This is a genomic window from Aminobacter sp. BE322 (genome assembly GCF_050433525.1).
Taxonomy (GTDB): Bacteria; Pseudomonadota; Alphaproteobacteria; order Rhizobiales; family Rhizobiaceae; genus Aminobacter.
Genome location: NZ_JBNPXB010000001.1, coordinates 688910 through 713478, shown reverse-complemented (window position 1 = coordinate 713478; position 24569 = coordinate 688910). Strand labels below are relative to the sequence as shown.

17 protein-coding genes are annotated in these 24569 nt (G+C 67.4%); 9 read left to right on the top strand and 8 right to left on the bottom strand.

Annotated elements, in window-relative coordinates; all coding sequences use genetic code 11:
- Positions 1-173: 173 nt before the first annotated feature.
- The 3 genes from J2X50_RS03250 (at position 174) to J2X50_RS03240 (ending at position 7128) form a co-directional block, all read left to right on the top strand.
- Entirely contained in the window at positions 174-3815 is a 3642-nt protein-coding gene (locus tag J2X50_RS03250) for a beta strand repeat-containing protein (protein WP_429091392.1), read from the top strand.
- Positions 3816-3886: 71 nt separating this feature from the next.
- Positions 3887-5629, top strand: a complete 1743-nt coding sequence (locus tag J2X50_RS03245; protein ID WP_429091390.1) for a type I secretion system permease/ATPase — start codon at positions 3887-3889, stop codon at positions 5627-5629.
- Positions 5630-5634: 5 nt separating this feature from the next.
- Positions 5635-7128, top strand: coding sequence for an HlyD family type I secretion periplasmic adaptor subunit (locus tag J2X50_RS03240; RefSeq protein ID WP_429091388.1), 1494 nt, complete (start codon positions 5635-5637; stop codon positions 7126-7128).
- A gap of 26 nt (positions 7129-7154) precedes the next feature.
- On the opposite strand, the gene J2X50_RS03235 is transcribed toward J2X50_RS03240, so the two are convergent.
- Complete coding sequence (locus tag J2X50_RS03235; RefSeq protein ID WP_429091387.1) at positions 7155-8003, bottom strand: hypothetical protein; 849 nt, start codon at positions 8001-8003, stop codon at positions 7155-7157.
- Positions 8004-8444: 441 nt separating this feature from the next.
- On the opposite strand from J2X50_RS03235, the gene J2X50_RS03230 reads away from it, so the two are divergent.
- The 3 genes from J2X50_RS03230 to J2X50_RS03220 all read left to right on the top strand — a co-directional run bounded on the left by J2X50_RS03230 (position 8445) and on the right by J2X50_RS03220 (position 12995).
- A complete protein-coding gene (locus J2X50_RS03230; protein ID WP_429091385.1) occupies positions 8445-9881 on the top strand; it encodes a hypothetical protein in 1437 nt (478 codons plus the stop codon).
- A gap of 204 nt (positions 9882-10085) precedes the next feature.
- On the top strand, positions 10086-11912 hold the full coding sequence (locus J2X50_RS03225) for a GNVR domain-containing protein (protein ID WP_429091384.1): 1827 nt from the start codon (positions 10086-10088) through the stop codon (positions 11910-11912).
- Positions 11913-12164: 252 nt separating this feature from the next.
- Positions 12165-12995, top strand: a complete 831-nt coding sequence (locus J2X50_RS03220; protein ID WP_429091383.1) for a sugar transferase — start codon at positions 12165-12167, stop codon at positions 12993-12995.
- Positions 12996-13065: 70 nt separating this feature from the next.
- Here the strand turns inward: J2X50_RS03220 and J2X50_RS03215 are convergent, their stop codons facing one another.
- The 3 genes from J2X50_RS03215 to J2X50_RS03205 form a co-directional block, all read right to left on the bottom strand.
- Positions 13066-13296: a hypothetical protein gene (locus J2X50_RS03215; RefSeq protein ID WP_429091381.1), complete on the bottom strand. Its 231-nt coding sequence runs from the start codon at positions 13294-13296 to the stop codon at positions 13066-13068.
- Between the two features lie 179 nt (positions 13297-13475).
- The gene (locus J2X50_RS03210; RefSeq protein WP_429091379.1) at positions 13476-14891 is read right to left on the bottom strand and encodes a polysaccharide biosynthesis/export family protein; all 1416 of its coding nucleotides are present in this window, start codon (positions 14889-14891) and stop codon (positions 13476-13478) included.
- Between the two features lie 15 nt (positions 14892-14906).
- Positions 14907-15779 carry a glycosyltransferase family 2 protein gene (locus J2X50_RS03205; RefSeq protein ID WP_429091844.1) on the bottom strand — a complete coding sequence of 291 codons (873 nt, stop codon included), beginning with the start codon at positions 15777-15779 and terminating at the stop codon, positions 14907-14909.
- Positions 15780-16048: 269 nt separating this feature from the next.
- Here J2X50_RS03205 and J2X50_RS03200 point away from each other — a divergent pair, with 269 nt between their 5' ends.
- On the top strand, positions 16049-17278 hold the full coding sequence (locus tag J2X50_RS03200; protein WP_429091378.1) for a glycosyltransferase: 1230 nt from the start codon (positions 16049-16051) through the stop codon (positions 17276-17278).
- On the opposite strand, the gene J2X50_RS03195 is transcribed toward J2X50_RS03200, so the two are convergent.
- Positions 17268-18389: a glycosyltransferase family 4 protein gene (locus J2X50_RS03195; protein WP_429091376.1), complete on the bottom strand. Its 1122-nt coding sequence runs from the start codon at positions 18387-18389 to the stop codon at positions 17268-17270. The genes J2X50_RS03200 and J2X50_RS03195 overlap by 11 nt on opposite strands.
- A gap of 244 nt (positions 18390-18633) precedes the next feature.
- On the opposite strand from J2X50_RS03195, the gene J2X50_RS03190 reads away from it, so the two are divergent.
- Positions 18634-19857 (top strand): glycosyltransferase family 4 protein, encoded by a 1224-nt coding sequence (locus tag J2X50_RS03190; RefSeq protein ID WP_429091374.1) that lies wholly within the window; start codon positions 18634-18636, stop codon positions 19855-19857.
- On the opposite strand, the gene J2X50_RS03185 is transcribed toward J2X50_RS03190, so the two are convergent.
- The gene (locus J2X50_RS03185) at positions 19858-21051 is read right to left on the bottom strand and encodes a glycosyltransferase (protein WP_429091373.1); all 1194 of its coding nucleotides are present in this window, start codon (positions 21049-21051) and stop codon (positions 19858-19860) included.
- Between the two features lie 262 nt (positions 21052-21313).
- Here J2X50_RS03185 and J2X50_RS03180 point away from each other — a divergent pair, with 262 nt between their 5' ends.
- Positions 21314-22318: a glycosyltransferase family A protein gene (locus J2X50_RS03180; protein WP_429091371.1), complete on the top strand. Its 1005-nt coding sequence runs from the start codon at positions 21314-21316 to the stop codon at positions 22316-22318.
- On the opposite strand, the gene J2X50_RS03175 is transcribed toward J2X50_RS03180, so the two are convergent.
- Complete coding sequence (locus J2X50_RS03175) at positions 22287-23249, bottom strand: glycosyltransferase (protein WP_429091370.1); 963 nt, start codon at positions 23247-23249, stop codon at positions 22287-22289. The two genes, J2X50_RS03180 and J2X50_RS03175, sit on opposite strands and share 32 nt — an antisense overlap.
- Before the next feature lie 36 nt (positions 23250-23285).
- Entirely contained in the window at positions 23286-24404 is a 1119-nt protein-coding gene (locus J2X50_RS03170) for a hypothetical protein (RefSeq protein ID WP_429091368.1), read from the bottom strand.
- Positions 24405-24569: the final 165 nt, after the last annotated feature.

Genomic DNA, 24569 nt, shown 5'->3' with positions numbered 1-24569 from the left:
CGCTGTTGGGAAATGTCCACTAGAAGAGCGTGAAGAGGTATGGCGGCCTAGTTTCGGCCCCCATGCCTCGTGTCCTGCCTGAATTGCTTGACAGCCAGAACAGCACCGGCCGGGGCATGGCGTGAACGCGCGTGCCCAACGGGGCAGGCCGCGCGCGAGCACGGAGGACGACCATGACGATCAGCTTCATTCTCAACGACGAGGCCGTAAACGACCAGACGACCGGCCTGCAAACCGGCGACAGCGGCGACGGCTTCACCGATACCGACGTGGCGTATTCCTCGCTGCCGGCTGCGTTCCGCACCTATCTCGAAACCACCCTCGGGCTGACGTCCACCTTCCCGACCAGCGTCGGGGTTGCGACCAAGGCGAATTCGGTCACCGTCAACGCCACCGCCGGCGCCCAGATCACCGGTGTCAAGTTCACCGACAGTGCCGGCGGCGCCCTCGACGGCGACGACAGCGGGCTCAACACCGTCGACGGCAAGGACATCCTGCTGTTCGCCGACGGAAACGACACCGTGATCGGCAAATATGACAGCGACGGCAACGGCAGCCTCGATGCGATCGCCTTCGTCATCTTCAAGCAGGAGATCATCAACGTCGGCGCCACCAGCGCCCAGGTGACGTTCAACATCGTCACCTACGTGCCGATCTTCCACGGCACCAGCACCGATCCCGACGACGCGGTCGACCTCGGCAACACGCTCAGGCTCGCGGCCAGCGAGAAGCTCGCCTTCAACTTCGGCGGCACGCCCTCCGGCGACCATCTCTTCACCATGGTCCAGTCCGGCACGACGGGCCTGATCGCGACGCCCGAGACCGAAGTGGTCAAGCTGCACATCTCGCAAGGCGGCGGGCCGACCACGCTCGGACTGTTCAACCAGATGATCGACCCGACCGAGACGCTGGTCGTCACCTTCGTCACCAACCCGAATGCCAACTTCACCGTGCCGAACCTCAGCCAGGGCGAGGCGGATCTCGAGACCAACATCCTGTTCGGCGGCCTGCAGACCATCTCCGGCGGTTCGGTGACGATCTCGCAGACCCAGGGCAACGACGCGGCCGGCATGCGGCTCACCGCCAGCATCGCGACCGGCACCACCGAATCGACCGGCAACAACTTCATCGCCGGCTACGCCGATGACGGCATCTCGACGATCACCGCGATCCGGGTGAAAGACGGTTCCGGCACGTTGCTGCTCAGCACCACCACCGACGTCACCACCCCGGTCAACGGCATTACCGTGGACTTCCGCGCCGACGGCACGGTCGACGTGCTCGGCCTCGAGGAGAACTACACGGTCGAATACGACGCCGGCACCCACCAGCGACTCAAGATCACCGGCCTTGCCGGCAAGTTCGACGTCGGCGGGATCGGCGTGGAGACGCCCGGCTCGGCCTCGGCCGCCGTCGGCCAGCAGATCGTGATCGAGGACGACGGGCCCGGCGTGAGCGCGAACGCGACCGCGTTGCTTGACGACGATGCGCTGACGGGCGGCAATGCCGGCGGCACCGGCGACGACACCAATGCGGCCAATACCTCCGGCACGCTGGGGCACGACTTCGGCACCGACGGCGCCGGTTCGATCGCCTTCCTGACGACCGGGGCGCCGTCCGGCTTCACCTACCAGCTGTCGGGCAACGACCTTTTGGTCAAGCAGGGTGCGACGACCGTGCTGACGGTGACGCTCAACACGACGAGCGGCGCCTATACGGTGACGCAGAACAATCCGATCCTTCACACGACCGGCCTGGACGAGAACAACCAGACCTTCACCATCACCTACCGCGTGACCGACGCGGATGGCGACACCGCCGACGGCACGCTCGGCGTCAATGTCGACGACGACACGCCGACGACCAGCGCGAACCTGACGGCATTGCTCGACGACGACGCACTGACCGGCGGCAATGCCGGCGGCACGGGCGACGACGCGGATGCGTCGAACACCTCCGGCACGCTGGGACATAGCTACGGCGCCGACGGAGCCGGATCGATCGCCTTCCTGACCACCGGAGCCCCGTCCGGCTTCACCTACCAGCTGTCGGGCAGCGACCTTTTGGTCAAGCAGGGTTCGACGACGGTGCTGACGGTGACGCTCAACGCAGTGACCGGCGCCTATACCGTGACGCAGAACAACCCGATCCTGCATGCAACGGGCCTGAACGAGAACAACCAGGCCTTCACGATCGCCTACCGGGTGACCGACGCGGACGGCGACACTGCCGACGGCACGCTCGGCGTCAATGTCGACGACGATACGCCGACGACCAGCGCGAACTTGACGGCACTGCTCGACGACGACGCGCTGACGGGCGGCAATGCCGGCGGCACGGGCGACGACGCGGATGCGTCCAACACTTCCGGCACGCTGGGCCATAGCTATGGCGCCGACGGAGCGGGCTCGATCGCCTTCCTGACCACCGGGGCGCCGTCCGGCTTCACCTACCAGCTGTCGGGCAGCGACCTTTTGGTCAAGCAGGGTTCGACGACGGTGCTGACGGTGACGCTCAACGCGGTGACCGGCGCCTATACCGTGACGCAGAACAACCCGATCCTGCATGCGACCGGCCTGGATGAGAACAACCAGGCCTTCACGATCGCCTACCAGGTGACCGATGCCGACGGCGACACCGCCAACGGTACGCTCGGCATCAACGTCGACGACGACACGCCGCTGATCGGGCCGATCTCGGACGGGCTGGTCGACTTCGCCGACGGGGATTCGGTCACCAATCCGCTCAACGGCCTGGTCGGCGCCGACGGGCCGGCGACCTACAGCGTCACCAGCTCGCCTGCGACGCTGACCATCTTCGACGGCACCTCCGCGGAGTTGACGTTGCTCAGGGACATCTCGGGCAACGGCACTGTCGTCACCTACTATGACGATGCGGACAACAGCGGCACGCTCAATGCCGGCGACACGTCGTTCTTCAAGCTGACGGTGACGGGCGGGAACTACACCTTCGAGGTGCTCGAGGATCCGCCGCCGGCGCAGGTCAACTTCACCTTCGACGGAACCCCGTCGGGCAACCACCTGTTCACGATGGTCCAGTCCGACGGAAGTGGCCTGGTGGCGACGCCTGAGACCGAGGTGATCAAGCTGCACATCTCGCAAGGCGGCGGGCCGACCACGCTCGGGGTGTTCAACCAGATGATCGACCCCAACGAGACGATGATGTTCACCTTCCTGAACAGCCCGAACTCGAACTTCACGGTGCCGAATCTCAGCCAGGGCGAGTCGGATCTCGAGACCAACATCCTGTTCGGCGACGTGAAGACGATCACCGGCGGCGAGGTCGCCATCTCGCAGACCCAGGGCAACGATCCGGCCGGAATGCGGCTGACCGCCTACAACACCAAGGGCGACGGCAGCGCCACCGAGCCGAGCGGCGACGGGTTCATCAACGGCTACACCAATGATCCCATCGCCGCGATCTCGGAGGTCAGGATTTTCGACGACACCGGTACGCTGCTGCTCACGGCCACCGGCGACGTTTCGACGCCCGTGAACGGCATCACGGTCGACTTCCTGGCCAGCGGCGAGGTCGAGGTGCGAGGGCTCGAGGACGACTACTTCATCGAGTACGACGCCGACTCGCACGAGCGGCTCAAGGTCACCGGCCTCGAAGGCAAGTTCGACATCGGACGGGTCGGCATTTCGCAGACGCAGCCGGCGCCGGACGAGGCGCTCGACTTCACCGTGCAGATCACCGATGCCGACGGGGATACCGCCAGCGACAGCTTCTCGATAGGGATCGATGGGACAGGGATCTTTGACGACAACCACGTCGACGGCGTCATCGCCTAGGCGGCAAGCGGCCGTGCGCCTTGCGGCGCACGGCCGCCACTTCGACCTGTCGCGGCGCGGGGGATGCTGCCATGCCGCGCAGTGAGCGTTCCTTCGCCGCGATCATGGCCGCGGTCAGGCGGCAGGCACCGGCGCTCGTCGTTTTCAGCCTGCTGTCCAACCTGCTCCTGCTGGTCGGTGCCCTCTATATGCTGCAGGTCTACGACCGGGTGCTGGCGAGCGGCTCCATGGACACGCTCATGCTGCTCACGGCGATGGCGCTCGCGGCCATCGCCGTCTACGGCCTGTTCGAGCAGGCTCGCCGGCTCATCCTCGGCCGCATCGGTGCCTGGCTCGAGAACGAGTTGTGCGGTCCCGTGATCCGCCGGTCGATGGACGCGCGGCTTGCCGGTGCCCCCGGCGCGGATGCGGGCCTCAAGGACATCGCCGACCTGCGCGCCTTCATCGGCGGCGACGGCATCCTGGCCTTTCTCGACGCACCCTGGACGCCGGTGTTCCTGGCGATCGTCTGGCTGCTGCATCCCGGGCTCGGCATGCTGGCGACGGGCGGTGCGGTGGCGCTCTTCGTCGCCGCGCTCGCCAACGACTTCCTCACGCGCGGGCGGCAGCAGCGCGCCACCCTGATAATGCGCCACAACCAGGCGGAGGCGCTACGCTATGTCGAGAGCGCCGAAACCATCGCCCCGCTGGGCATGACCGGCATGGTCCTGGCGCGCTGGCAGGCGCAGCGCCGCGACGCCCAGGCCGAGGGGCAGCGCCTCGCCGAGACGACCGTCGCCATCGTCAGCAGCACGCGCGCCCTGCGCCTCGCGCTGCAGGTGCTGATCCTCGGATTCGGGGCTTATTTCGTGCTGAGGGGACAGCTGACCGCCGGCGGCATGATCGCCGGGTCGATCATCCTCAGCCGCGCGCTCGCCCCGATCGAGCGCTCGATCGGCGGCTGGCGGAGCTTCGTATCGGCGCGAACCGCGCACCGGAACCTGAGCCGGCTGCTCGGCGCCGGCGACACGGTGGCGAACCCCGTCCAGCCGCCGCGGCCGCTTGGCAGGCTCGAAGCGCAGGAGCTGCAATACCGGGCGCCGGGATCGGGGGACCTCATCATCGACAACGTCTCTTTCGCGCTGGAGCCCGGCCAGACCTGCGCGGTCGTCGGGCCGTCCGGGGCCGGCAAGTCGAGCCTCTGCCGGCTGCTCGTCGGGGCCTGGAAGCCCTCCCACGGTCACGTGCGGCTCGACAGCGCCGAAATCGCGACATGGGACGCGGAGGACAGGGGCCGATATCTCGGATACCTGCCGCAGCAGGTGGAGCTCTTCCCGGGCACCGTGGCCGAAAACATTGCCCGCCTGCAGCAGGTCGAGAGCGCACCGGTCATCGCGGCGGCGAAGCTTGCCGGCATTCACGAGATGATCCTTCACCTGCCTGACGGCTACCAGACCGTCGTCGGCCTGCACGGCACCCGGATCTCGCTGGGACAGCGCCAGCGCATCGGGCTGGCGCGCGCGCTGTTCGGCGATCCGCCGCTGATCATTCTCGACGAGCCGAATTCGAACCTGGACAGCGACGGCGACCAGGCGCTGCTCCAGGCGCTCAGCCAGCTGAAGCAGCAGGGGCGGACGATCCTGATCGTCTCGCACCAGGTGATGCCGCTGCAATTGGCCGACAAGATCCTGGTCCTGAAGGAGGGCAGCGTCGCGATGTTCAACAGCCGCGACGAGGTGCTCAAGACGCTCGGCGGCGGCCGCCGCCACATGCGCGTCGTCTCGACCAGCGGCATGCTGAGCCGGCCGGCCCGCGGCCCGACGGCGGCGGAGTAGCGGCCATGTGGAATGAGGTCATCGCGCGATTGCAGCAGTACGCGGCCCTCGTGGAAGCCTGGTACGAGGAGGTCTTTACCGCGGCGGGCTGGGCCAATCCCGACGAGGCGGCGCGGATCGCCCTCTATGTGACGCTGATCGTGCTTGTGGGCTGCATCATGATGCTGCTCTGGCTGGCGCTTGCCGGCCCTTCGCCGAAAGCCGCCGATCCAAGCCTCGCGCAGGTGACACGCTGGCCCCGCAGGCTGGGCTATGCCGCGTTCCTGCTGCTCGTCGCCGGGTTCGGCGCCTGGTCGTCGACCGCGCCGCTGGCAAGCGCCGCCATCGCGCCCGCCGTCGTCAGCCCCGACGGCAGCCGCAAGACCATCCAGCATCTCGAAGGCGGTATCATCCGGACCATTCATGTCCGGGAGGGCGACCGGGTGACCAAGGGCCAGAAGCTGATCACGCTCGAGGACACGCAGGCCCGCGCCGGCCGCGACGAGTTGCGGGAGCGATTCGTCCACCTGCTTGCGACCGAGGCGCGCCTCGTCGCCGAGCAGACCGACGCGAGGGACATCGCGTTTCCCGAGGAGCTGAAGGCATTGGGGGTTTCCGAGGCCCATCCGACGATGCTGAGCCAGCGCGACCTTCTGCTCAGCCGGCGCGCCACCCTGGAGGGGCGAGACCGGATCCTGGGGCAGCGGGTCAAGCAACTGGAAGAGGAGATCGCCGGCCTGCACGAGATCATAGCGGCCCAGGACACGCAACTGATGCTGATCGGCAAGGAGATCAAGTCGGTCGAGGAGCTCTACGGCAAGGGGCTGGAACGCCTGCCGCGGCTCCTGGCGCTCCAGCGCGATCAGGCCGGGCTGCGGGCAGGGCAGGCGGCCAACCGGGCCGCGATCGCGCGGGACAAGCAGGAGATCGGCGAGGCGGAGATGCAGCTCCTGACGTTGAGCCAGGAGAACAAGGAGCGGGTGAACGAGGAATTGACGAAGGTGCGCGCCGGCCTGGCCGAACTGCGCAGCCAGCTGCCGTCGCGATCCGACGTCCTGAGCCGAACCGTGATAGAGGCGCCGATTGCCGGGACGGTGATGAACGTCCGGGTGACGACCGAAACCGGCGTGATCGGTGCGGGCGCGCCTCTGCTCGACATCGTGCCGGCGGAGAGCAAGCTCATCATCGACGCGAAGGTCAAGCCGATCGACATCGACACGGTCCGGCCGGGCATGAGGAGCCGCATCCTGCTGACCGCCTACAGGCAGCGCAACATGCCCCAGATCCACGGGGTGTTGCGGACCATCTCGGCGGACAGGCTGATCGACGAGCGTTCCGGCGAGCCGTATTTCCTGGCGAAGGTCGAGGTCGACCGGGCAGAGCTTGCGCGGATTCCGGGGGTGCGGTTGAGCCCTGGCATGCCCGCCGAGGTGATGATCCTGACGGGAGAGCAGACCGTGGCGGCCTATTTCCTCGGCCCGTTGCTCGAATCATTCTCCAGGAGTTTTCGCGAGAACTGAGCGCTGCCAATCTGATCGGACGGGCGTCAGGCGGCCTGTGCGACCAGCTGCTTGCGTTCGTAGGCCTTGAACAGCAGGACCAGTCCGAACAGGAAGGCTGACACGACGGCTGCCGCATACGGCAGCTGCGGCACCGATTCCGCCGGAAAGACGAACGGTAGCAGCGGGAAGGCATAGGCCGCCGGGATCCTGGCGGAGAAGATCCGGAGGATCAGGTAGACGATGGCCATGTCGAGCGCCGCGACCAGCACCCAGCTGTCGATGTTGAGGTAGAGGAGGGTGCCAATCGTTGCCGAAAGCGTCAGGACGGCAACCTGCTTCATTGCCATTTTCGCCATGTACATCGGCATCTGCAGCGACTCGTAGACCACGACGGTGATCGGCGGAATGACGGCCATCTGCGGATAGCCGGCAGCCACGGCGACGCCGACCCAGATCAGGTGCAGCACCAGGAACACCAGCATGTACCAATAGTTGACCGGGGCATCGCGCGGAACGCCCTTGTTCAGCCTGAAGAGGAGCACGCCCGCCATCAGCACCAGCGTGGTGGCGAAAATGGCGATCAGGAACGAAAAATGCGTCGCGTTGGTGACGATCGGCAGCACGCCGGTGGCGAGCGACGGAGCGAAATTGGACTTCATCAGCCGCAAAAGCGCCGCCATCAGGAACAGCACCAGGACGAGCTTGGCGATGTAGGGGATGTCGAACAGGTTGACGGTGAAGCCGATCACCGCGGTGGCGGACGGCGCGATGAAGATCTTCTCGGGCTGGCGCACCCAACCTTTCTCGCGATAGGCCCACAGGGCGACCGCCATGGCCGCGACCTCGGGGAGGATGATCTCGGCGTCGCCGACGACGGCTGCGGCAAGTACCATCGCGACGATGAATCCGATGGCGAGCAAATATGAAAGAGCTATGCCTCTTTCTTCCAAACCGGCCTGAAACACAATTACCTGCCTGACCCGCCGGCAGCGCCGACGGCCAAAATGGATCTTCAGCTACTCTTCGGGGGAACGAAGGGAAGACTTTCGCCCCGGAATGTGGGTGCCGAGAGGCTAGGCGTCAACGAGACGTTATGACGCTTGGAAGGTATGGGAAGGGGCGAGCCCGCCGGGTCCGTCCATGCGTGCCGGGGCCATACGCCGGCTACCTCCTTTTGGCTGCTTGCGGGACACCCGGTCATCTGCAGCATGATCGGCGGAACGCAACGACGCTCGACCACGGCGATGTTCGGCCACGAAATTTTCCCGAGCCCAAGCTCCCGGCTGCCCGGTCGTGCCGTGGCCGTCGGCGACCGCAGGCGGGGCGCCTGATCGATGCAACCGTCGCTGGTCGGTCTCATCGTTTGCGCGGGCGTGCTGCTGGCCGGCTACCTCGCGCGCGGGACGCTGATCGTCAGCCTCATCGCCTCGCTGGCCTTTGGCGCGACCGCGGTTGCGTCGGTGCCGGCGCTCGGCGGCTCGTCGCCGCTGATCTACACGCTGTTCGCCGCCATGCTGCTGACGGCGGTGGCGGGGCGCCGCCGCATATGGCGCGACCTAGGCACGGTGTTCGGCAGCATGCGGCCGCTCTGGGTCCTGGGCGGCCTCCTCGTCTACGCCGCCGTGGGGGCGTGGCTGTTCCCGCGCCTGTTCGCCGGACTGACGAGCGTCTTCGTCCAGTCGAAGCTGCGCCAGGGGGTGATCGAAACCGTGCTTGAGCCGGTATCGGCCAATATTTCCCAGACCGGCTATTTCCTCCTCGGCGGGTTCACCACCGTCGCGCTGTGCGTGCTCTTGCTGAACGAGAAGCGGATGGTCCAGGTGCGGCGTGGCTTCATGCTCTGGTGCGGCCTGCATGCCGGCATGGGCCTCGTCGACATCTTCGCGAAGGTCATCGGCGCGGGGGACGTGCTGCAGCCGATCCGGACGGCCAACTACGCCATGCTCACCAATGCCAGCGAGGCCGGCTTCTTCCGCATCGCCGGCGCCTATTCGGAAGCCTCGGCGTTCGGCACCGCATCGCTGGCGTGCCTCGCCTTCACCTATACCTACTGGCGCAAGACGGGCGCGCGGCTCGCCCGGTGGCTGTCGGTGCTGCTGCTCGTGCTGCTCATGCTGTCGACGTCGTCGACGGCCTATGCCGGCCTCGCCATCCTGCTAGTGCCGGTCGCCTACGCGCTGTCGCGTTCGATCCTGTCGGGCCGCCTCACCACCGACGAACTGCTCATCCTCGCCGCCCTGGTGGCGATGGCCACCGCAGCGCTCGCGATCGAACTCCACAGCCGCGGCTTCTTCGATCCCTTCCTTCGCCTGATCGAGGCGACGGTCACCAACAAGGCCCAGTCCGCGTCGGGCCAGGAGCGGGCCTACTGGAACGTCAAGAGCCTGCAGGCCTTCACCGACACGAGCGGCCTGGGCGTGGGCTTCGGCAGTTCGCGGGCGTCGAGCTGGGCCATCGCGGTGCTTTCGCAACTCGGCCTCATCGGCGCGCTGACCATGGCGACGCTGGTGGCCGTGCTGGTCCGCGGCATGGGGACGCTGCGGGGATGGATCGACGGCGAGACCGAGGCGGTGGTGGCGAGCGTACGCGCCAGTACGCTGGCCAGCATCGTGGTGGGGTCGCTGGTCAACGGAAGCGCCGATCCGGGGATGATCTTCTTCATCGGCCTGGCCGTGGTGATGGCGGCGCGCATGCATGCCAGGCGCAACAGACGAGCCGTGGTGCGGTCGTCGGCTGCGACGGCACTCGGCCGGCCCGTGCCGATCGCCTAGACGGGGCGCCGAAGGCGTACGCGTATACTCCGATTGGCGGCGTTTACGCCGCCACCGGCAGGGCTAAGCTTCGATGGGGTCACATCCGGGCGCGACGCTCATGCCGCATCTCAAGACACCCGCCATGGCCGGGTTGCATTTGAACCGGGCACCGGTCCATCCGGGCGCTCCGGGCCGGGAGCGCGTCCGCCACAGGGGTCGGAAATGGACAATCGCCTGACGTCCGGATGGCCGCAGGCCACCGATCCTCATGATGCCGGCGAGCGCGAATTCATCAGTTTTGCCGATATCTGGGCGTTCCTGAAGCAGTATGCGCGCATCATCGCTGGCTCGGTCGCGGCGGCCGTCTTCTGCGCCTGGTTCTATCTGGCGACGACGGATCCCGTCTACACCGCCATGACGCAGATCCTGATCGAGCCGAAGATCCCGCAACTGCTGCAGCAGCAGCAGACCGAAGTGAACCTGACCCTGGACACCGCGCAGGTCGAGAGCCACATCGCGGTGATGCGTTCGGAGAAGATCGCCAGCATCGTCATCAAGGAACTTGGCCTTCAGGACGATGCCGCCTTCAGGGCGCCGCCGCCGACGATCCTGGGGCGGTTCGCCAAGCTGGGACGGATGGCGGCCAACAGGATCGGGCTCGACGGCGAATGGCTGTTCGGGGGCAGCAGCGACCAGGCAGGGACTTCGGCCCAGCTCACCGATTTCGAGCGCGAACGGCTGACCATGTGGGCCTTCAGCGACAACCTCGACGTCCGCCGGGTTGGCGTCTCCTATGCGATCGCCATCGCTTTCCAGTCGCCGGATCCGGACATCGCGGCGAAGGTCGCCAATGCGACCGCCGACGTCTTCGTCCGCGAACAGCTCGAGACCAAGGCCGCCGCCGCGCGCGAAGGCGGCAGCTGGCTGGAGGATCGCCTGAACCAGCTCCGCGCCCAGATGAACGAGGCGACGCAGATCGCTCAGGAATTCCGCGCCAAGCACGACTACGACGTCGTGCCGCGCCCGGATGGAAGCGACGGCAGTGCCGGCGCCAGCGCGCCCACCCTCGAAGAGCTGGAGGTGACGGCCGACACCTATCGCAAGATGTATGAGAGCTTCCTCCAGGCCTACACCAATTCGGTCAGCCAGCAGTCCTATCCGGTGGCCGATGCGCGGGTGATCACCGAGGCGACGCGGCCCCTGGTGCCGAGCGCGCCGCGGCGCAAGCTGACGCTGGCCTTCGGCGCGCTTGCCGGGCTGATCTTCGGCGTAGGGGCGGCCTTCCTGCGGCACATGCTCGACCGGACCGTGCGGTCGGCCAAGCAATTGCGCGACGAGTTCGGGCTCGAATGCCTCGGCGAGTTGCCGGTCCTCTCCGGCAGGGGCGCCTCCGGAACGCTCGACGCGGTGGCGCTGACGCCGTCCTCGGCCTATGCCAACAGCCTAAGGCACGTCAAAACCGCCATCGGCCTCGCCGATTCCGCGCGTTCCCTGCACTGCATCGGCATCGTTTCGGCCCTGCCGTCCGACGGCAAGAGCACCTTCGCCAGCAACCTCGCGATGCTCTACTCGATGTGCGGCACGCGCACGCTGGTGATCGACGCCGACATCTTCCATTCGGTGCTGAGCCGATACCTGCTGCCGCAGCCCGCGACGACAGCCCCCGGCGCGGTTGGCAGCGGGCCGATAGAGCAGCACATCATGCTGACCAAGAACGCGACGTTCGACATGCTGCCGAGCCACGTCGTCGATGCCCGCGGCCTGCTGGGGCCGCGCAACATGCGGATCCTGATGCCGGAGCTGCAGGCCTACGACTTCGTCGTCGTCGACCTTCCGCCGCTGACCAGCGGCACCGACAGGCTGGCCACGGCGGCGCTGTTCGACGGCGTGATCGTGGTGGCCGAGTGGGGCAGGACGCCCGTCGACCTGTTCGGCGAGCTGGTCAGGTCGCTGCACGCGAGCAAGGCCTCGATCATCGGGGTGCTTTTGACCAATGCGCGCTCCGGGTCGACGGCGACCTACGGCCGCGGCTTCGACAACGCGCGCTGACGCGCGTCGAGGGTGCGCGGCCGCAAGCTTCAACCCTGAAACGGAAGGCCGACCGGCAGGATCCTGTCACCTGAGTGGCGGATACGGGGTAGGGGGCCGCACCCATCGCCCATGCCGGGCCGGCCTGCGGCTAATGCCTTAGGCTTAGGGGGGGAGGGGTGGCGCTTTGCGCCGTACGACCTTTGCCGTTCTTGCACGCAGATGCCCGTGGCTGGGAAGCTAAGGCCATGAACGCGACCGTCCGGGGCAGCCATGGCGATCAATGCTCTAGGTAAGCGAACACCGCGCCGCAACTTCGTGCAGGGCCTGAAGGACTGGGTGCGCGCCCATTCCCGACGCGAGCTTGCGGTGCGGCGCGGCAATGCCTGGGTTTCCCCGTCGGCCCAGCCATCGTTCGAGAAGCCGGCCGAGCCCGCGCCGAACGGCCAGCATCACCCGCTGGCGGCGACGCTCGCCCTTCCGCCGGCACCGCTGGGCGGCGGTTCGAAGCGCATCCTGGACCTCGTGGTCGCCGGCTGCGCGCTGGTCCTGGCTGCGCCGATCATGCTGGTCGTGGCGCTCTTGATCAGGCTGACGACGGGCGGGCCGGCGCTCTATTCGCACGTGCGGGTCGGTTTCCGCGGGCAGCCTTTCCACTGCTACAAGTTCCGGACGATGGTGACGGATGCCGACGAGGTGCTGAAGGCCTATCTCGTCAGCGATCCGGAAGCCGCCAGGCAGTGGGAAGAAAACAGGAAGCTGAAATGCGACCCGAGGATCACCTTCCTCGGCCGGTTGCTCAGGAAGTCGAGCATCGACGAGCTGCCGCAGCTGTTCAACATCCTGCGCGGCGAGATGAGCTGCGTGGGGCCGCGGCCGGTGATGGCGGACGAACTCTGCCGCTACGGCGAGGCCGCCGGCGACTACCTCTCGGCCAAGCCGGGGCTCACGGGGCTGTGGCAGGTGACGGGACGGAGCTGCACGGACTATGCCAAGCGTGTCGCGCTCGACAGCCACTATGTCCACAACTGGTCGCTGTGGGCCGATCTCGCCATCCTGGTGCGCACTGTCTTCGCCGTCATCAGGTTCGACGAGGCGTCTTAGTTGTCGCTTGTAGTCGACGCTATTCCGGACGGAAAACCGCTTCACACATCTGGAATAGCTCTCGTACCGGTCAATGGCCGCCGGCGCCGATGCGCCGCCACAGGTTCGCCAGGCTGAGCCCGACGAGATAGGCGCATTGCAGGGCAAGGACCGGAAACAACACCTTGGGGAGCAGGGGGCCGTCGAGCAGAAGGCCCGTCGTCAGGGCCGTCACGGCGGTCGCCGCGAGCAGGGCCGGCACGCGAAAGCTCAACCCCAGCAGGACGCCGAATACGCTGACAGTTACTATGCTCCAGAGCACGTTCGCTTCCTCCCTGGCGAATCATTGCATGGCGCTGTCCCACAGTGAAACATCTAGCCGCGGCGGCTAACAGTGATTTTTCCGCTTTTCCAACGTCGCGGGCCGCAGCAGGAGGCTGCGCGGCATCGGCTGGCCAGGGCGGGCACCGGTGCGGAGGCCGTCGCCCGCGCGCGCCGGGGCTACTGCGTCTCGCCGGCGCTCACGGCCCGGTCCGTGCCGGCGAGCGGCTGCGCCGTCGCCTCGGCGTCGGGGAGCGGCATCGCCGACGTTTCACCTTCCGCGGGCAGCGGCAGGCCGCCGTCGTCCAGCGAGGGCAGCGGGATCTTCACCTTGACCGTGTCGCCGGGCTCGACGGGCATCGCCTCCGTGGCCGCCACTTCGACCGACTTGCCGTCGGCTTCGGGCCGCACGATCGTGTAGATCGGCTCGATCTCTTCGGTGCGCGTGCGCAGGGCGAGAAGCCGCGGCGCGGTGACCTCGGAATCGTGCAGCAGCTGGACGGCCGTGTCGGTCTTGCGCGCGATGTCGTTGATCTGCGATTGCGTCTCGCGCAGCGACTGCGAGACCTCGGTCATGTGCTGGTTGTTGAGCGCGAGGATGGTGATGTCCGCGCGGCTGATCTCCTGCCTGGCGCGGAAGACGGCCGTTTCCGCCGACAGCCGGTCGCTGCGGACCTGGGCCAGGCTGCGCTCCAGCGCGATTTCGCGGGGGGCGGCGGAGAAACCCTTGTCGACCAGCGAGGACACGCCGGTGAGTTCCTTCTGCACCAGGGCGATCTGCTCGTCGTAGAGCGCCAGCTGGCCCTCGATCGATGACAGTTCCTTGTCCAGGAAGTCCTTCAGGTCGTTGAGTGCCTTGATCTGCGTCGCCAGGCCGTCCTTGCGGGCACGGAAGACCAGCACTTCCTGTTCCATCGCGAGCGCGACGGAACTGTCGTCCTTGCGGCGCGTGAGCTGGTCGGGAAAGGCGATGTCCTCGCCGCCGGCGAGCTCGGCCTGGAGGCGGGCCTTGCGGGCCAGGAGGTTGACGTTGGCGAGCGCCAGCAGGCCGATGTCGCCGCGGCCGGTGATCACCTCGCGTTCGAGCCGGGTGGTATTGTCCTCGCGGGTGCGCAGGCCGCCGGCGATGCTGACCGCCTGCAGCACCGTCAGTCCCGGCCTGTAGGGGAATTCGCCGGGCGTGGTCACCTGGCCGGTGATGTAGAAGGGCCTGAACTGCACGACCTCGACCGACACGTCCGGCGAGCGGCCGAGGCCCATGCGCTGCTCGAGCATGTTGCCGATCGCCACGCCGAGCGCGCCCGGCGCCTTGCCGGCGGCGTCGATCTCGCCCGCGAAAGGCAGCGCCAGCTTGCCGTCGGCGCCCACGGTGAACTGGTCGTTGAGCGCCGACCATTCGAAGATCACGTCCTTCGAAGCCCGCCATTCGTAGATCTTGAGGCGGACCTTGTCCTGCGGGCCGAGCAGGTATTCGGCCGAACGAGCCTGGCCGAGACCGAAAGGCGTCGCGCAGAGAGCGAGGGCTGCCGCAAGCGCGATCCTGCCGCACGTGCCCGAACCCGACCTCGTTGCACTGCATAGCGGTGAAAGCTGCATGTCCTACCCTCGCGCCTAGATCCTCAGGATGTATTCGGGCTCGATGCGTCCGGTGACGACATGGGCCATTGCCAGAAGGTTTCCGCGGAGCCTGCCGCGACGGTCGACATAGGGCTCCGGCCGCAGGCTGCGGACGATGTTGGCGGCGACGTTGCGCGCCATCAGCGGCAGCGCGAAGCTCGCCGGCACCGTGCCCTTGCGGATGAGGTAGACCGGGTTGACGACCTGCGAGTAGCCGAAGCGAACGCCGCTCACCCGCCCGGCCTTGAGGCCGAGATGCACGCCGACGATCGAGGAGATGCCGACCACGCGGCCGCGCGCGCGCAGCTGGCTGGTGAAGTCGATGTCCTCCTGCCAGCCGTAGAGCACCAGCCGCTCGTCGAAGCGGAGCTTGCCGATGCACGCGGCACGGATCGACATGTTGCAGCCATAGGCGCCGACATGGTCGGCGATCTCCGGCACGGCCGGGGCGGACGACTTGGCTTCCGCCAGCGCGGCCCTGGCCTCGCGCCAGTCGACGCCGGCGTTGCGGGCGCCGTCCATGACGGCGTGGCCCATGATGACGGCATAGTCCGGATGCTCCTCGAACCCGGCCTCGACGCGCTCCAGGTAATCGTCGGCGGGCACGAAGTCGTCGTCGAGGAAGGTGATCACGTCGAAGCGTTCGCCGGCATGTTCGAGCGCGGTGTTGCGCTGGGCGGTAAGGCCCTTCCTGCCGAAGACGGGGACGACCCGAAAGCGCGCCACCGGGGGGATATCGACATGTGTCGCGTCCGGCGCCGAGACCACGACCTCGTCGGGCGGCCGGGTCTGGCGCTCCAGATGCGCGAGCAGCAGGGCCAGCTGCTCGCTGCGTCCGAGCGTCGGTATTGCCACCACGATCCTCATGCCCAATCCCGTGCTGTGGGTCGACAAGGCCCGACCTCCGGACAGATTCATCCATGTCGAGCCTAGAGGGCCGGATGCCGGCGGGCAGCCTGCAAAAAAGGGGCGCCGGGGCCGGCGCATGCGCCGTTGGAGGTATGCCGCGGGACCGGCCGAGGTAGGTTCCATACCCCTTGGGCATAGACGCGCCGGCAACCCGATTGGCCAACTTGCCGGGCCGCCGGCGCAATCGGAGACTGTCGGGCAGTCCGCGGCTTCGAGAGTTCGACCTCATGCGCCACGCAAGTCCGACCGAACTGGTCACGGCCGAGCAATTCGCGTCGCCGTCGCGCCTCGACTTGCCGCAGGCGCGCCCGGCCGTGGAACACCGCGTGGCGATCGTGCACGACTGGTGCCCCGACTTCAGGGGAGGCGAGCGGGTGCTGGCGCAGATCTGCCGGCATTTTCCCAATGCCGACGTCTTCACCCTGTTCGACTTCCTGCCGGTCGAGGTGAAGGAACAGTATTTCCGCGACGTCGAATTCCACGCCTCGGTGGCCAACCGGCTGCCGAAGATCAGGAAATTCTACCGTTCGCTGTTCTTCCTCTGCCCGTTCCTCATCGAGCAGTTCGACGTGACTGCCTACGACATGGTGATCTCGTCGTCGGCGGCGTTCGCGCGCGGCGTGATCACCCGGCCCGACCAGCCGCACCTGTGCTACGTGCACAGCCCCGTGCGCTACGCCTGGGACGAGCAGTTCTCCTATCTCGCGCAGGGCAAGCTCGGCTTCGGGCCGAAGGGCATGCTGTTCCGCTACATGCTGCACCGGCTGAGGGAATGGGACACCCGCACCGCCCACGGCCCGGACCTGATGCTCGCCAATTCCAACTATGTGCGCTCGCGCATCAGGCACATCTATGGCCGCGACGCGCGCGTGGTGTTCCCGCCGGTGGCGCTCGACGAACTCGATTTCGTGGCCGACAAGCACGACTACTACGTCTCGGCCTCCTTCCTGGCGCCCTACAAGCGCACCGACCTCGTCATCCAGGCGTTCAACGAGATGCCGTCGCGGCGGCTGGTCATCGTCGGCGAAGGCCAGCAGTCCGCGGCGCTCAGGGCCATGGCCGGCCCCAATGTCAGCTTCGCCGGATATCTGCCGCGGCGCGACTATGTGAGGACCGTGGCCGAGGCGCGGGCCATGGTCTTCGCCGGATGCGAGGATTTCGGCATCGCGCTCGCCGAGGCGCAGGCCTGCGGCACCCCGCTGGTCGCCTTCGGCCGGGGAGGGGCTGTCGACATCGTCCGCAGGTTGGGCACGGCGGAACGGCCGACGGGAGTCCTGTTCGAACGGCAGACGGTCGCGGCACTGAGGCAGGCCGTCGAGCATTTCGAGGCGAACCGCGACCTCGTGGCGCCGGAGGCCTGCCGCGAGAACAGCGAGCGCTTCTCCGAAAGGCGTTTCGACAACGAGTTCCTGGACGCGGTGGGTGCGGTCCGCTCGCTGCAGGCCGTCACTGCATGATCACGTCCATCGCGGCTTCCTGCTGAAGTCCGCCAGCCTCCAGCATTGCCAGCAGATAGAGTTCGGCCGAGGTGTCCCAGCGGAACAGCGAGGTCCGCTGCCTGCCGCGGGCGATCATGTCCCGGCGGCGCTGGGACGAACGGTGCAGTTCCATGAAGCGGTCGAACCAGGCGTCGGCGTCGTCGGGCGAGGCGTAGAGGGCGGCGTCGCCGCAGATTTCGGGCAGGCTTGCCCGGTCCGACACGATCACCGGGCAGCCCAGGGCCATCGCCTCGAGCGGCGGCAGGCCGAAGCCCTCGGCGAAGGAGGGGAAGGCCAGGCACATCGAATCGCGCAGCAGGGCGGCCAGCTCGGCGTCGGTCAGCCGTCCCAGCCAGGAGAGGTTGGGCGCGTGCTCGGCGTCGGGCAGGTTGAAGACGCGCGCATCCGACATGCCGGCTATGGCCACGCGCAGGCCGACGGTATGCAGCCTGTCGGCCATGCCGACGATGAGGCCGGCGTTCTTGTGCGGTGCGCTGCTGCCGACAAGCACGATCGTGCCTTCGCCGGCGGCCATCTGCGTCTTCAGCGAATGCCGGGCCCGCCAACCCGCGGCGTGCTCGTGGCCGTTCGGCGCCACGAAGATCTTGCCCGGCGCGCAAATGCCGTGCCGGACGAGTTCGCGCGCCGAATGGTGCGATACGGTGGAAACGCACTCGGCCTTGCGGCCCAGGACGGGCAGCAGGACCCGGTAGAGCGCGCGGAAGCTTGGCGCATAGCTCTGCGGAAAGTTGCGCGTGTTGGTGTCGTGGATGCAGACGATGTGCTGGGCGGCCACGACGGGGCCGGTGTTGCAGAGGCTGAGCAGCCCGCCCTTGACGTGCATCGGCAGCATCAGCTGTTCCCAGGCGTGGCCGCGCAGATAGCCGACGACGCGGGCGCGCATGGCAGCGAGCTCGATGTCAACGATGGCGTCGGGCGGAACGAGCAGTTCGATGTCGAGATGGTCGGCTACAGCCGGGTGGGAGACGAGCAGCCGGTCGATTGCGCCGACGATTTCGCGTGCGTAGCGCTGCACGCCCGTCAACGGCTGGGCGAGGAAACGGCCGTTGATGGCCCAATGGCGCGCCATGAGCTTCCCGCGGGATGGGACTGCGGCTCCTACTCTGCCTTGAGGGGCGAGGGACGTCATTTCGGCCATTGGAACTGCCACCTGGCACGGGCTCAGCAGATCGGAGCCGCCGCACCTCCCAAGGAGGCGCGTGGGAGTAGGCCTGTACCTCCAAGGTGTGAAAGTCCGCATCCTCCGGCCATGTTAGGGTTCGGGACCAGACAGGCAGCGAAGCGGCGCGCTGAGGATCGGAGGACACCGACCGATGGGCGCAGCCAAGCTGCCGGGTTCGGGACGATGGCTGCTCAACGAGCAACGGATGGGCCTCACGCCGGTGCCATCCGCGAAGGCACAGGGCGAAACTGTCGCCCTTTCCCGCGGCCGCAGCCGCCGCTGGACCATCAACGGCGATTTCGTCAACCTGAACCCCAACGGCGTGGCGCGCTATGCCCGCGAAGTCACGCTCGCCCTCGATGCGCTGGTGGCCGAGGGCCATCCCTTGGCGCGCGGGCTGCATCTCGACCTCGTCGCGCCGCGCGCGGTGCAACTGCCGCTCGGCGCCATAGGCGTCCGCGTGGTTCCGGAATACGGCCGGCCGCGCCTGCCGCAGTTCTGGGTCCAGCTGCAGCTGCCGCGGCACGTGCCCGGCGGCCTGCTGAGCTTCTGCAATCTCGCGCCCGTCGTCCCGAGGCGGCACATCGTCTGCATCCACGACCTGCACACCATCATGATGCCGGAAAGCTACGGCCGGCTGTTCCGCTGGGCGCATCGCATCATGCTGCCGATCCTCGGCCGGCGCGCGGCGCGCATCACCACGGTCTCGCAGCTGTCGCGCCAGCACCTGGCCGCCTGGCACGTCGCCGCGGCGGAGAAGGTCACCGTCACCTATAACGGCGCCGATCATGCCGAACGCTGGGACGCCGGGCGCGCGCGACTGTGGGCCGAGACGGACAGGCCCTATGTGATGTGCCTGGGGCGCGACCAGAAATACAAGAACGTCGAACTGCTGCTCAGGCTCGCGCCGCTGCTCGACGCCATGGGCCTCGACGTCTGGATGGCCGGGGACATCGGCGAGGCCGAGCTCCTGCGCCACGTGTCGCCGCTGCCGGGCAACCTCAGGCGGCTGGGGCGGATCGGCGACGACGACTTCAAATGGGCGCTCGCGGGCGCGCTGTGCTTCCTGTTTCCCTCGCGCATCGAGGGCTTCGGCCTGCCGGCGGTGGAGGCGATGGTCGCCGGATGCCCGGTCGTCGCCTCGACCTCGCCCTGCCTGCCGGAAGTGTGCGGCGATGCGGCACTCTATGCCGATCCGGACGATCCGGACGCGTGGGCGGAGGCGATCCGCAGCCTGCAGTTCAGGCCGGATCTCAGGCGCAGCCTGGTCGAGGCCGGCCGCATCCGCGCCGGCAGCTACACCTGGCGCGGCATCGCCGAGACCTACCTCAGGCTCATGGCCGAGGTGGACATGACGGTGTCGTCCGAGGCGTGATCAGGCGGACGTGGGCTTGCGGTTGCCGGTCCTTTCCGCCGCGCCGCCCGTACCGTTCGACATCAGCAAATCCCGCCAGCGCGACAGGAACCGGGCCTTGGTGAAGGCCGCAGCCATCGTCCTGAGACGGTTGGCCGTCGCGGCCTTCTCCGCCGGGCTGCGCGCCAGTGCCGCATCGATGGCGTTGGCGATGGCTGCCGGATCGCCGGGCGGAACCTCGAAGCAGACCCCGTCGACGGCCTCGACCAGGGCGCTGCCGGCCGAGACGATCGGGAGCAGCCCCATGTAGGCCGCTTCCAGCGCGGGCATGCCGAATCCCTCCAGCAGGCTCGGCAGCAGGAAGGCTTCCGCATTGCCATAGAGCCAGCGCAGCTCGGCGTCCGGCACGTAATCGAGGATCCGGACGCCCGGCACGGTGCGCGCCAGCTCGACGATCTCCTCGTGACCCGCGCCCCTCGACCCGCAAAGGACATAGCGTACGCCCCGGCGATGGAAACCGCCGTCGCGGAACGCCCGCAGCGCGGTCGTCTGGTTCTTGCGGGTCTCGAAGGCGCCGACGGTCAGGATGAACGGCGGCGCGAGGCCGTCGACCGGCTCGGCAGGGCCTTCGAACAGTTCGCTGCGGACATAGAGCGGAATGGTCGTGAGGAAGCGGAAGTCCGACCCGTATAGGGAGACGAAGCTGTCGCGCGACCAGTTGCTGACGAAGACGACGCCGGGGCGGATGCGCGCGATCTTGCCGTAGGCGTGGCGGTAGCTCTCCACGGTGCCCGGATGGTAGAGCGCCGGATGGATGAGCGGCCCGGTATCGTGGCACAGGACGACGTCACCGGGCGCCAGCGTCGATCTCAGGACGTAGAGCGGGTCGAGGAACAGCCTGAAGCCGTCGCGGCCGACATCGTCGCGGATGAGCAAGCGCTCACTGCTTCCGGCGAAGCCGATCTCGGCCATCATCAGCCGTGCAGCCAGCTTGCGGAACAGCCCCTCCGGCGCATGGCGGCCGAGCCGCCAGTAGCGGACGTCGGCCACCTCGGGCACGAACGCGCGGCAGAGGTCCTTGGCGATGTGGTAGGCGCCGGTGCGGTTGACGACCGAAAGCGAGTTGTCGATCAGGACATGCGGTGCGCGGACGGTTCGGCCCGTCCGATCCGGCCGGCGGGATTCCAGATCATGTCCAATCAGGTCCGACGTCATCTGGTCAACCGCTCGCGGGATGGCTCGGCACAAGAAGCTAGCATTTCGACGGCGGCGCGACCCACTACACGTTGGAGGTAAGCACGCGGGCATGGGCGAAGGGCGGTCTTGCCGCGCGAGCATCGGCGCCGTCTCGGGTCGCTACGCCTTTTGTCTGCCGAGGTCGCCAGATTGGCGGGCCTGACAGGACCCGGATTTCCCGGAATGATGGCCTCCGGCGGTGTTGGGCGAGTTCGTGCCTGTTGATCTCAGGAGCTGGCTTATGCGTGCGACCGAGAGCCATCCCCAGGTGGCTATCCTCACTCCCGTGTTCAACGGCGAGCGCTTCCTCGACGAAACCATGCGGTGCGTGCAGGCGAGCGACTACCCCAATCTGGCGCATGTCGTCCTGGACAACGCCAGCACCGACCGCACCCCGGAGATCATCGCGAGCTATGGAGGCCGCCGCGTGCCCGTCGTGACGCGGCGCAATCCCGCCACCATCCCGCTGTGCGACAACCTCAATGCCGTCGCCGCCATGGCTCCGGCCACGGCGAAATATGTCCGCCTGCTCTGCGCCGACGATCTGATCGCCCCCACGGCGATCTCGCGCATGGTCGAGGTGGCGGAGCGCAGCGACGATATCGGTGTCGTCGGCTGCCTGTGCGCCGACGTCGGCAATCTCGGGTCGGAGCTCGATTCCGACATCGACGTGTTCCCAGGCCCCGCGGTGGTCCGGGCCTATCTGCGCCGCGAGACGATGGTGCTGTCGGGCACGCACCTGTTGTTTCGGAAGCGTGCCTTCGATGCCCGGCGCCCGCCTTACGATCCGACGATGGCCTCCTGCGACGCGGATTGCGCGATCAGGGTGTCGATGCGCGGTTCCTTCGGCTTCGTGCACGAGGTTCTCGCCACGTTCAGGCACCATGAGCACAGCCATTCGGCGACCGTCGCCACCGTCAACGGCGATCACCTGTTCGAGTGGCTGCTGCTGCTCGACAGATATGGGCCCCTGGTGATGAGCCGGGGCGAGTATCGGGATTGCCGCGGGCTCTACCGGAGGTATCTCCTGCGGCGGTCGCTGCTGCCGCTGATAAGGAACGGGAACCCGCGCCTGCTGGCACTGCAGACGAAGCGCCTCGCCGAAATCGGCGACGCGGCCGGGCCGTTCGACTTTGCCGCGGCATTGGGCGAATGGCTCTATTTCGTCGTCTCGGGCCAGAGGCATCGGGTCGGCGCTCCGCGCAAATCCCTGCCTAGAGGGCCCGAGAAGCCGATTTGTCCGTGAGTTCGGCGGCAATCGCCGGTTCGTCGGCCGGCAGCGCCACGCTGGCGAACAGCTCGCGCAGGTAGCCGATGTCGTACCAGAAGCGGAGGAAGAACTCCTGCCGCGGCGACGGGACGAAATATGCCAGGCCAAGCACCGGCAGCGAGGCGAGCAGCTTGAGCAGTGCGGCGGGCCGGACCCGCTCGCCCTGCATGCGCCTGATCTTCTGGTCGGTGATCCCGTCCCAATAGGCGCGGCGCGCGGCCCAGCCGCGCTCCAGGCGCTCCCGCGGGATCTTGTGGCCGACACGCATGCGTCCGTTATGGAGGATGGTCGCGCCCTGCTTGCGCAGGCATTCGACGACGAGCTTCTCCTCGCCGCTCAGCAGCACCTCGCCCATCCGGCCGAGCTGCGGCGAAAACGCGCCCACGGCAAGCAGCGGCTCGCGCCGGAAGATGACGTTTGCCCCCACGACGCCCACATTGCCATGGGAGGCGGCATCGCTTTCGACCTGCGTGAGCGACAGGAGCTGGCGCCAGCGGGGGCCGATGTGGCGGGATTGCCCGTCGGCACAAATGGGGTCCACCCGGCCGCCGACGATGGCGCAATCGGGCGGTGCCGAACGGACCGCATGCAGGGCCTCGTCGATCCAGTCGTCCGCCGCCACGACATCGTCGTCGAGATAGGCGATCCAGTCCGTACGGGTGGCGGCCAGCGCGGCGTTCCGGGCGGTCGCGAGCCCCGGCCTTTCGACCCGGATCAGGCTTGCCTGCGGCCATTGCGCGGTGGCTGCCGCGATCTTCAGCCTTTCGCTTTCCGAGGACGCGCTGTCGACCACGAGCACAGGGGGCATTGCCCGTTCGCGGCCGCCCAGCAGCGACTGCAGGCACTCGGCAAGGTCGGTGCTGCGATTGTGCGTGCAGATCGCTATGGTCAGCATCGATCGAGGCATTGGCGGTCCGACGTTTCGGGCTGTCCGCTGGCCGGACTATTGCCTGGCGTCACGGTTTTCTGGAACACGCTCCAGCCAGACCTCGCGCCACCAGGAATAGATGCTGCGGGGACACATCATCCGGTCATGGCTGTAGCAGCCATGGCACACGGCGTCTTCGAGTATGATGGCGGGCCTCTTCAGGCCGTGCAGCCGTCCGTCCTTTTCGTCGACGAACTTCTCGATCCTGGTCAGGACGCGGTAGGTCTTTCCGCAGGATGGCACCATGTCTGCGTCGAACTGGAGCCTGCCGTTGCCGCCGGTGATGTTCAGCGTCGCCAGGATCTCCTCATATGACTTCACCCTGACGAGTTCGCCCGGCTGAAGGTCGAGAGGCTCGCAAGGGGTGACCTGGTTGACCGCGAACTTGCCCTTCCTCGCCGGGAAGGGGAGGCCGCCGCGCAGTTTCTGGAACTGGTCGTAGAGCCACCGGCCCGGTTTTCCCAGCGTCCTGCGATGTGCCATCGTCAGCGTCACATAAGTCGCGTAGGCGAACGAGTGCCACATTTCCGAAGGCTTGGCGTTGCCGGACGTGAAGTCTTCCAGATACTGGCCGAAGCTCCACCATTTCAGCGCCGCTGAGTAGGCGAGCAGCCGCGTCGCCTGGCAGCTGTAGCGGCGCTGTTCCGGCGGCCGTCCGTCGCTGACGGCGTCCAGAAGCTGCTGTTCGGTGCAGTCCGCACGGCGTGGCGATGGCCTGGCCGCGGTCGGCGACGATGCCGTCTCGACGGGCTTCAGCCAGTCGTCCTTCCAGAACAGCAGGCATCCGGCCTGGCAGCCGCCGTGGGCGCTGCCATCGCAACGCAGGCTGAGGTGGACCGCGTTTTCGAGCTTCAGTCCCTTGTAGGCGCCCGACACGGTATCGCAGGACTTGTGAGCCCTCTTGTAGACGCGGAAGCGCTGCCCGCAATATTGCAGCATCTCCGGCATGAACGGCATGCTTTCCAGCTCGCCATTCGCATCGAGCGTCGCCAGGATCTCTTCCTTGCTCCTGACCTCGACCAGGTCGCCGGCACCGAAGATCGAGCTGCCGGCAAATCTGATGCTGCCGGCGGTGTTTTGGGCTGCGGCGGGGCCTTCTGCTTCTCTGGGCAGCACATGCGGGGCGGCTGTCATTCATGATCTCCGAGTTACCAGCAGCGCGAAAGGTTGCCGCCCGCATCCCGGCGACCCCCGCGGTGATTGCACAGCGCCGGATGTTATGTGCCGCGGCTTGAACGGGACATGAGCGCCACGACGTCATTTTGGTCGAGACTACGCCATAGGAATTACGGCCCGCGA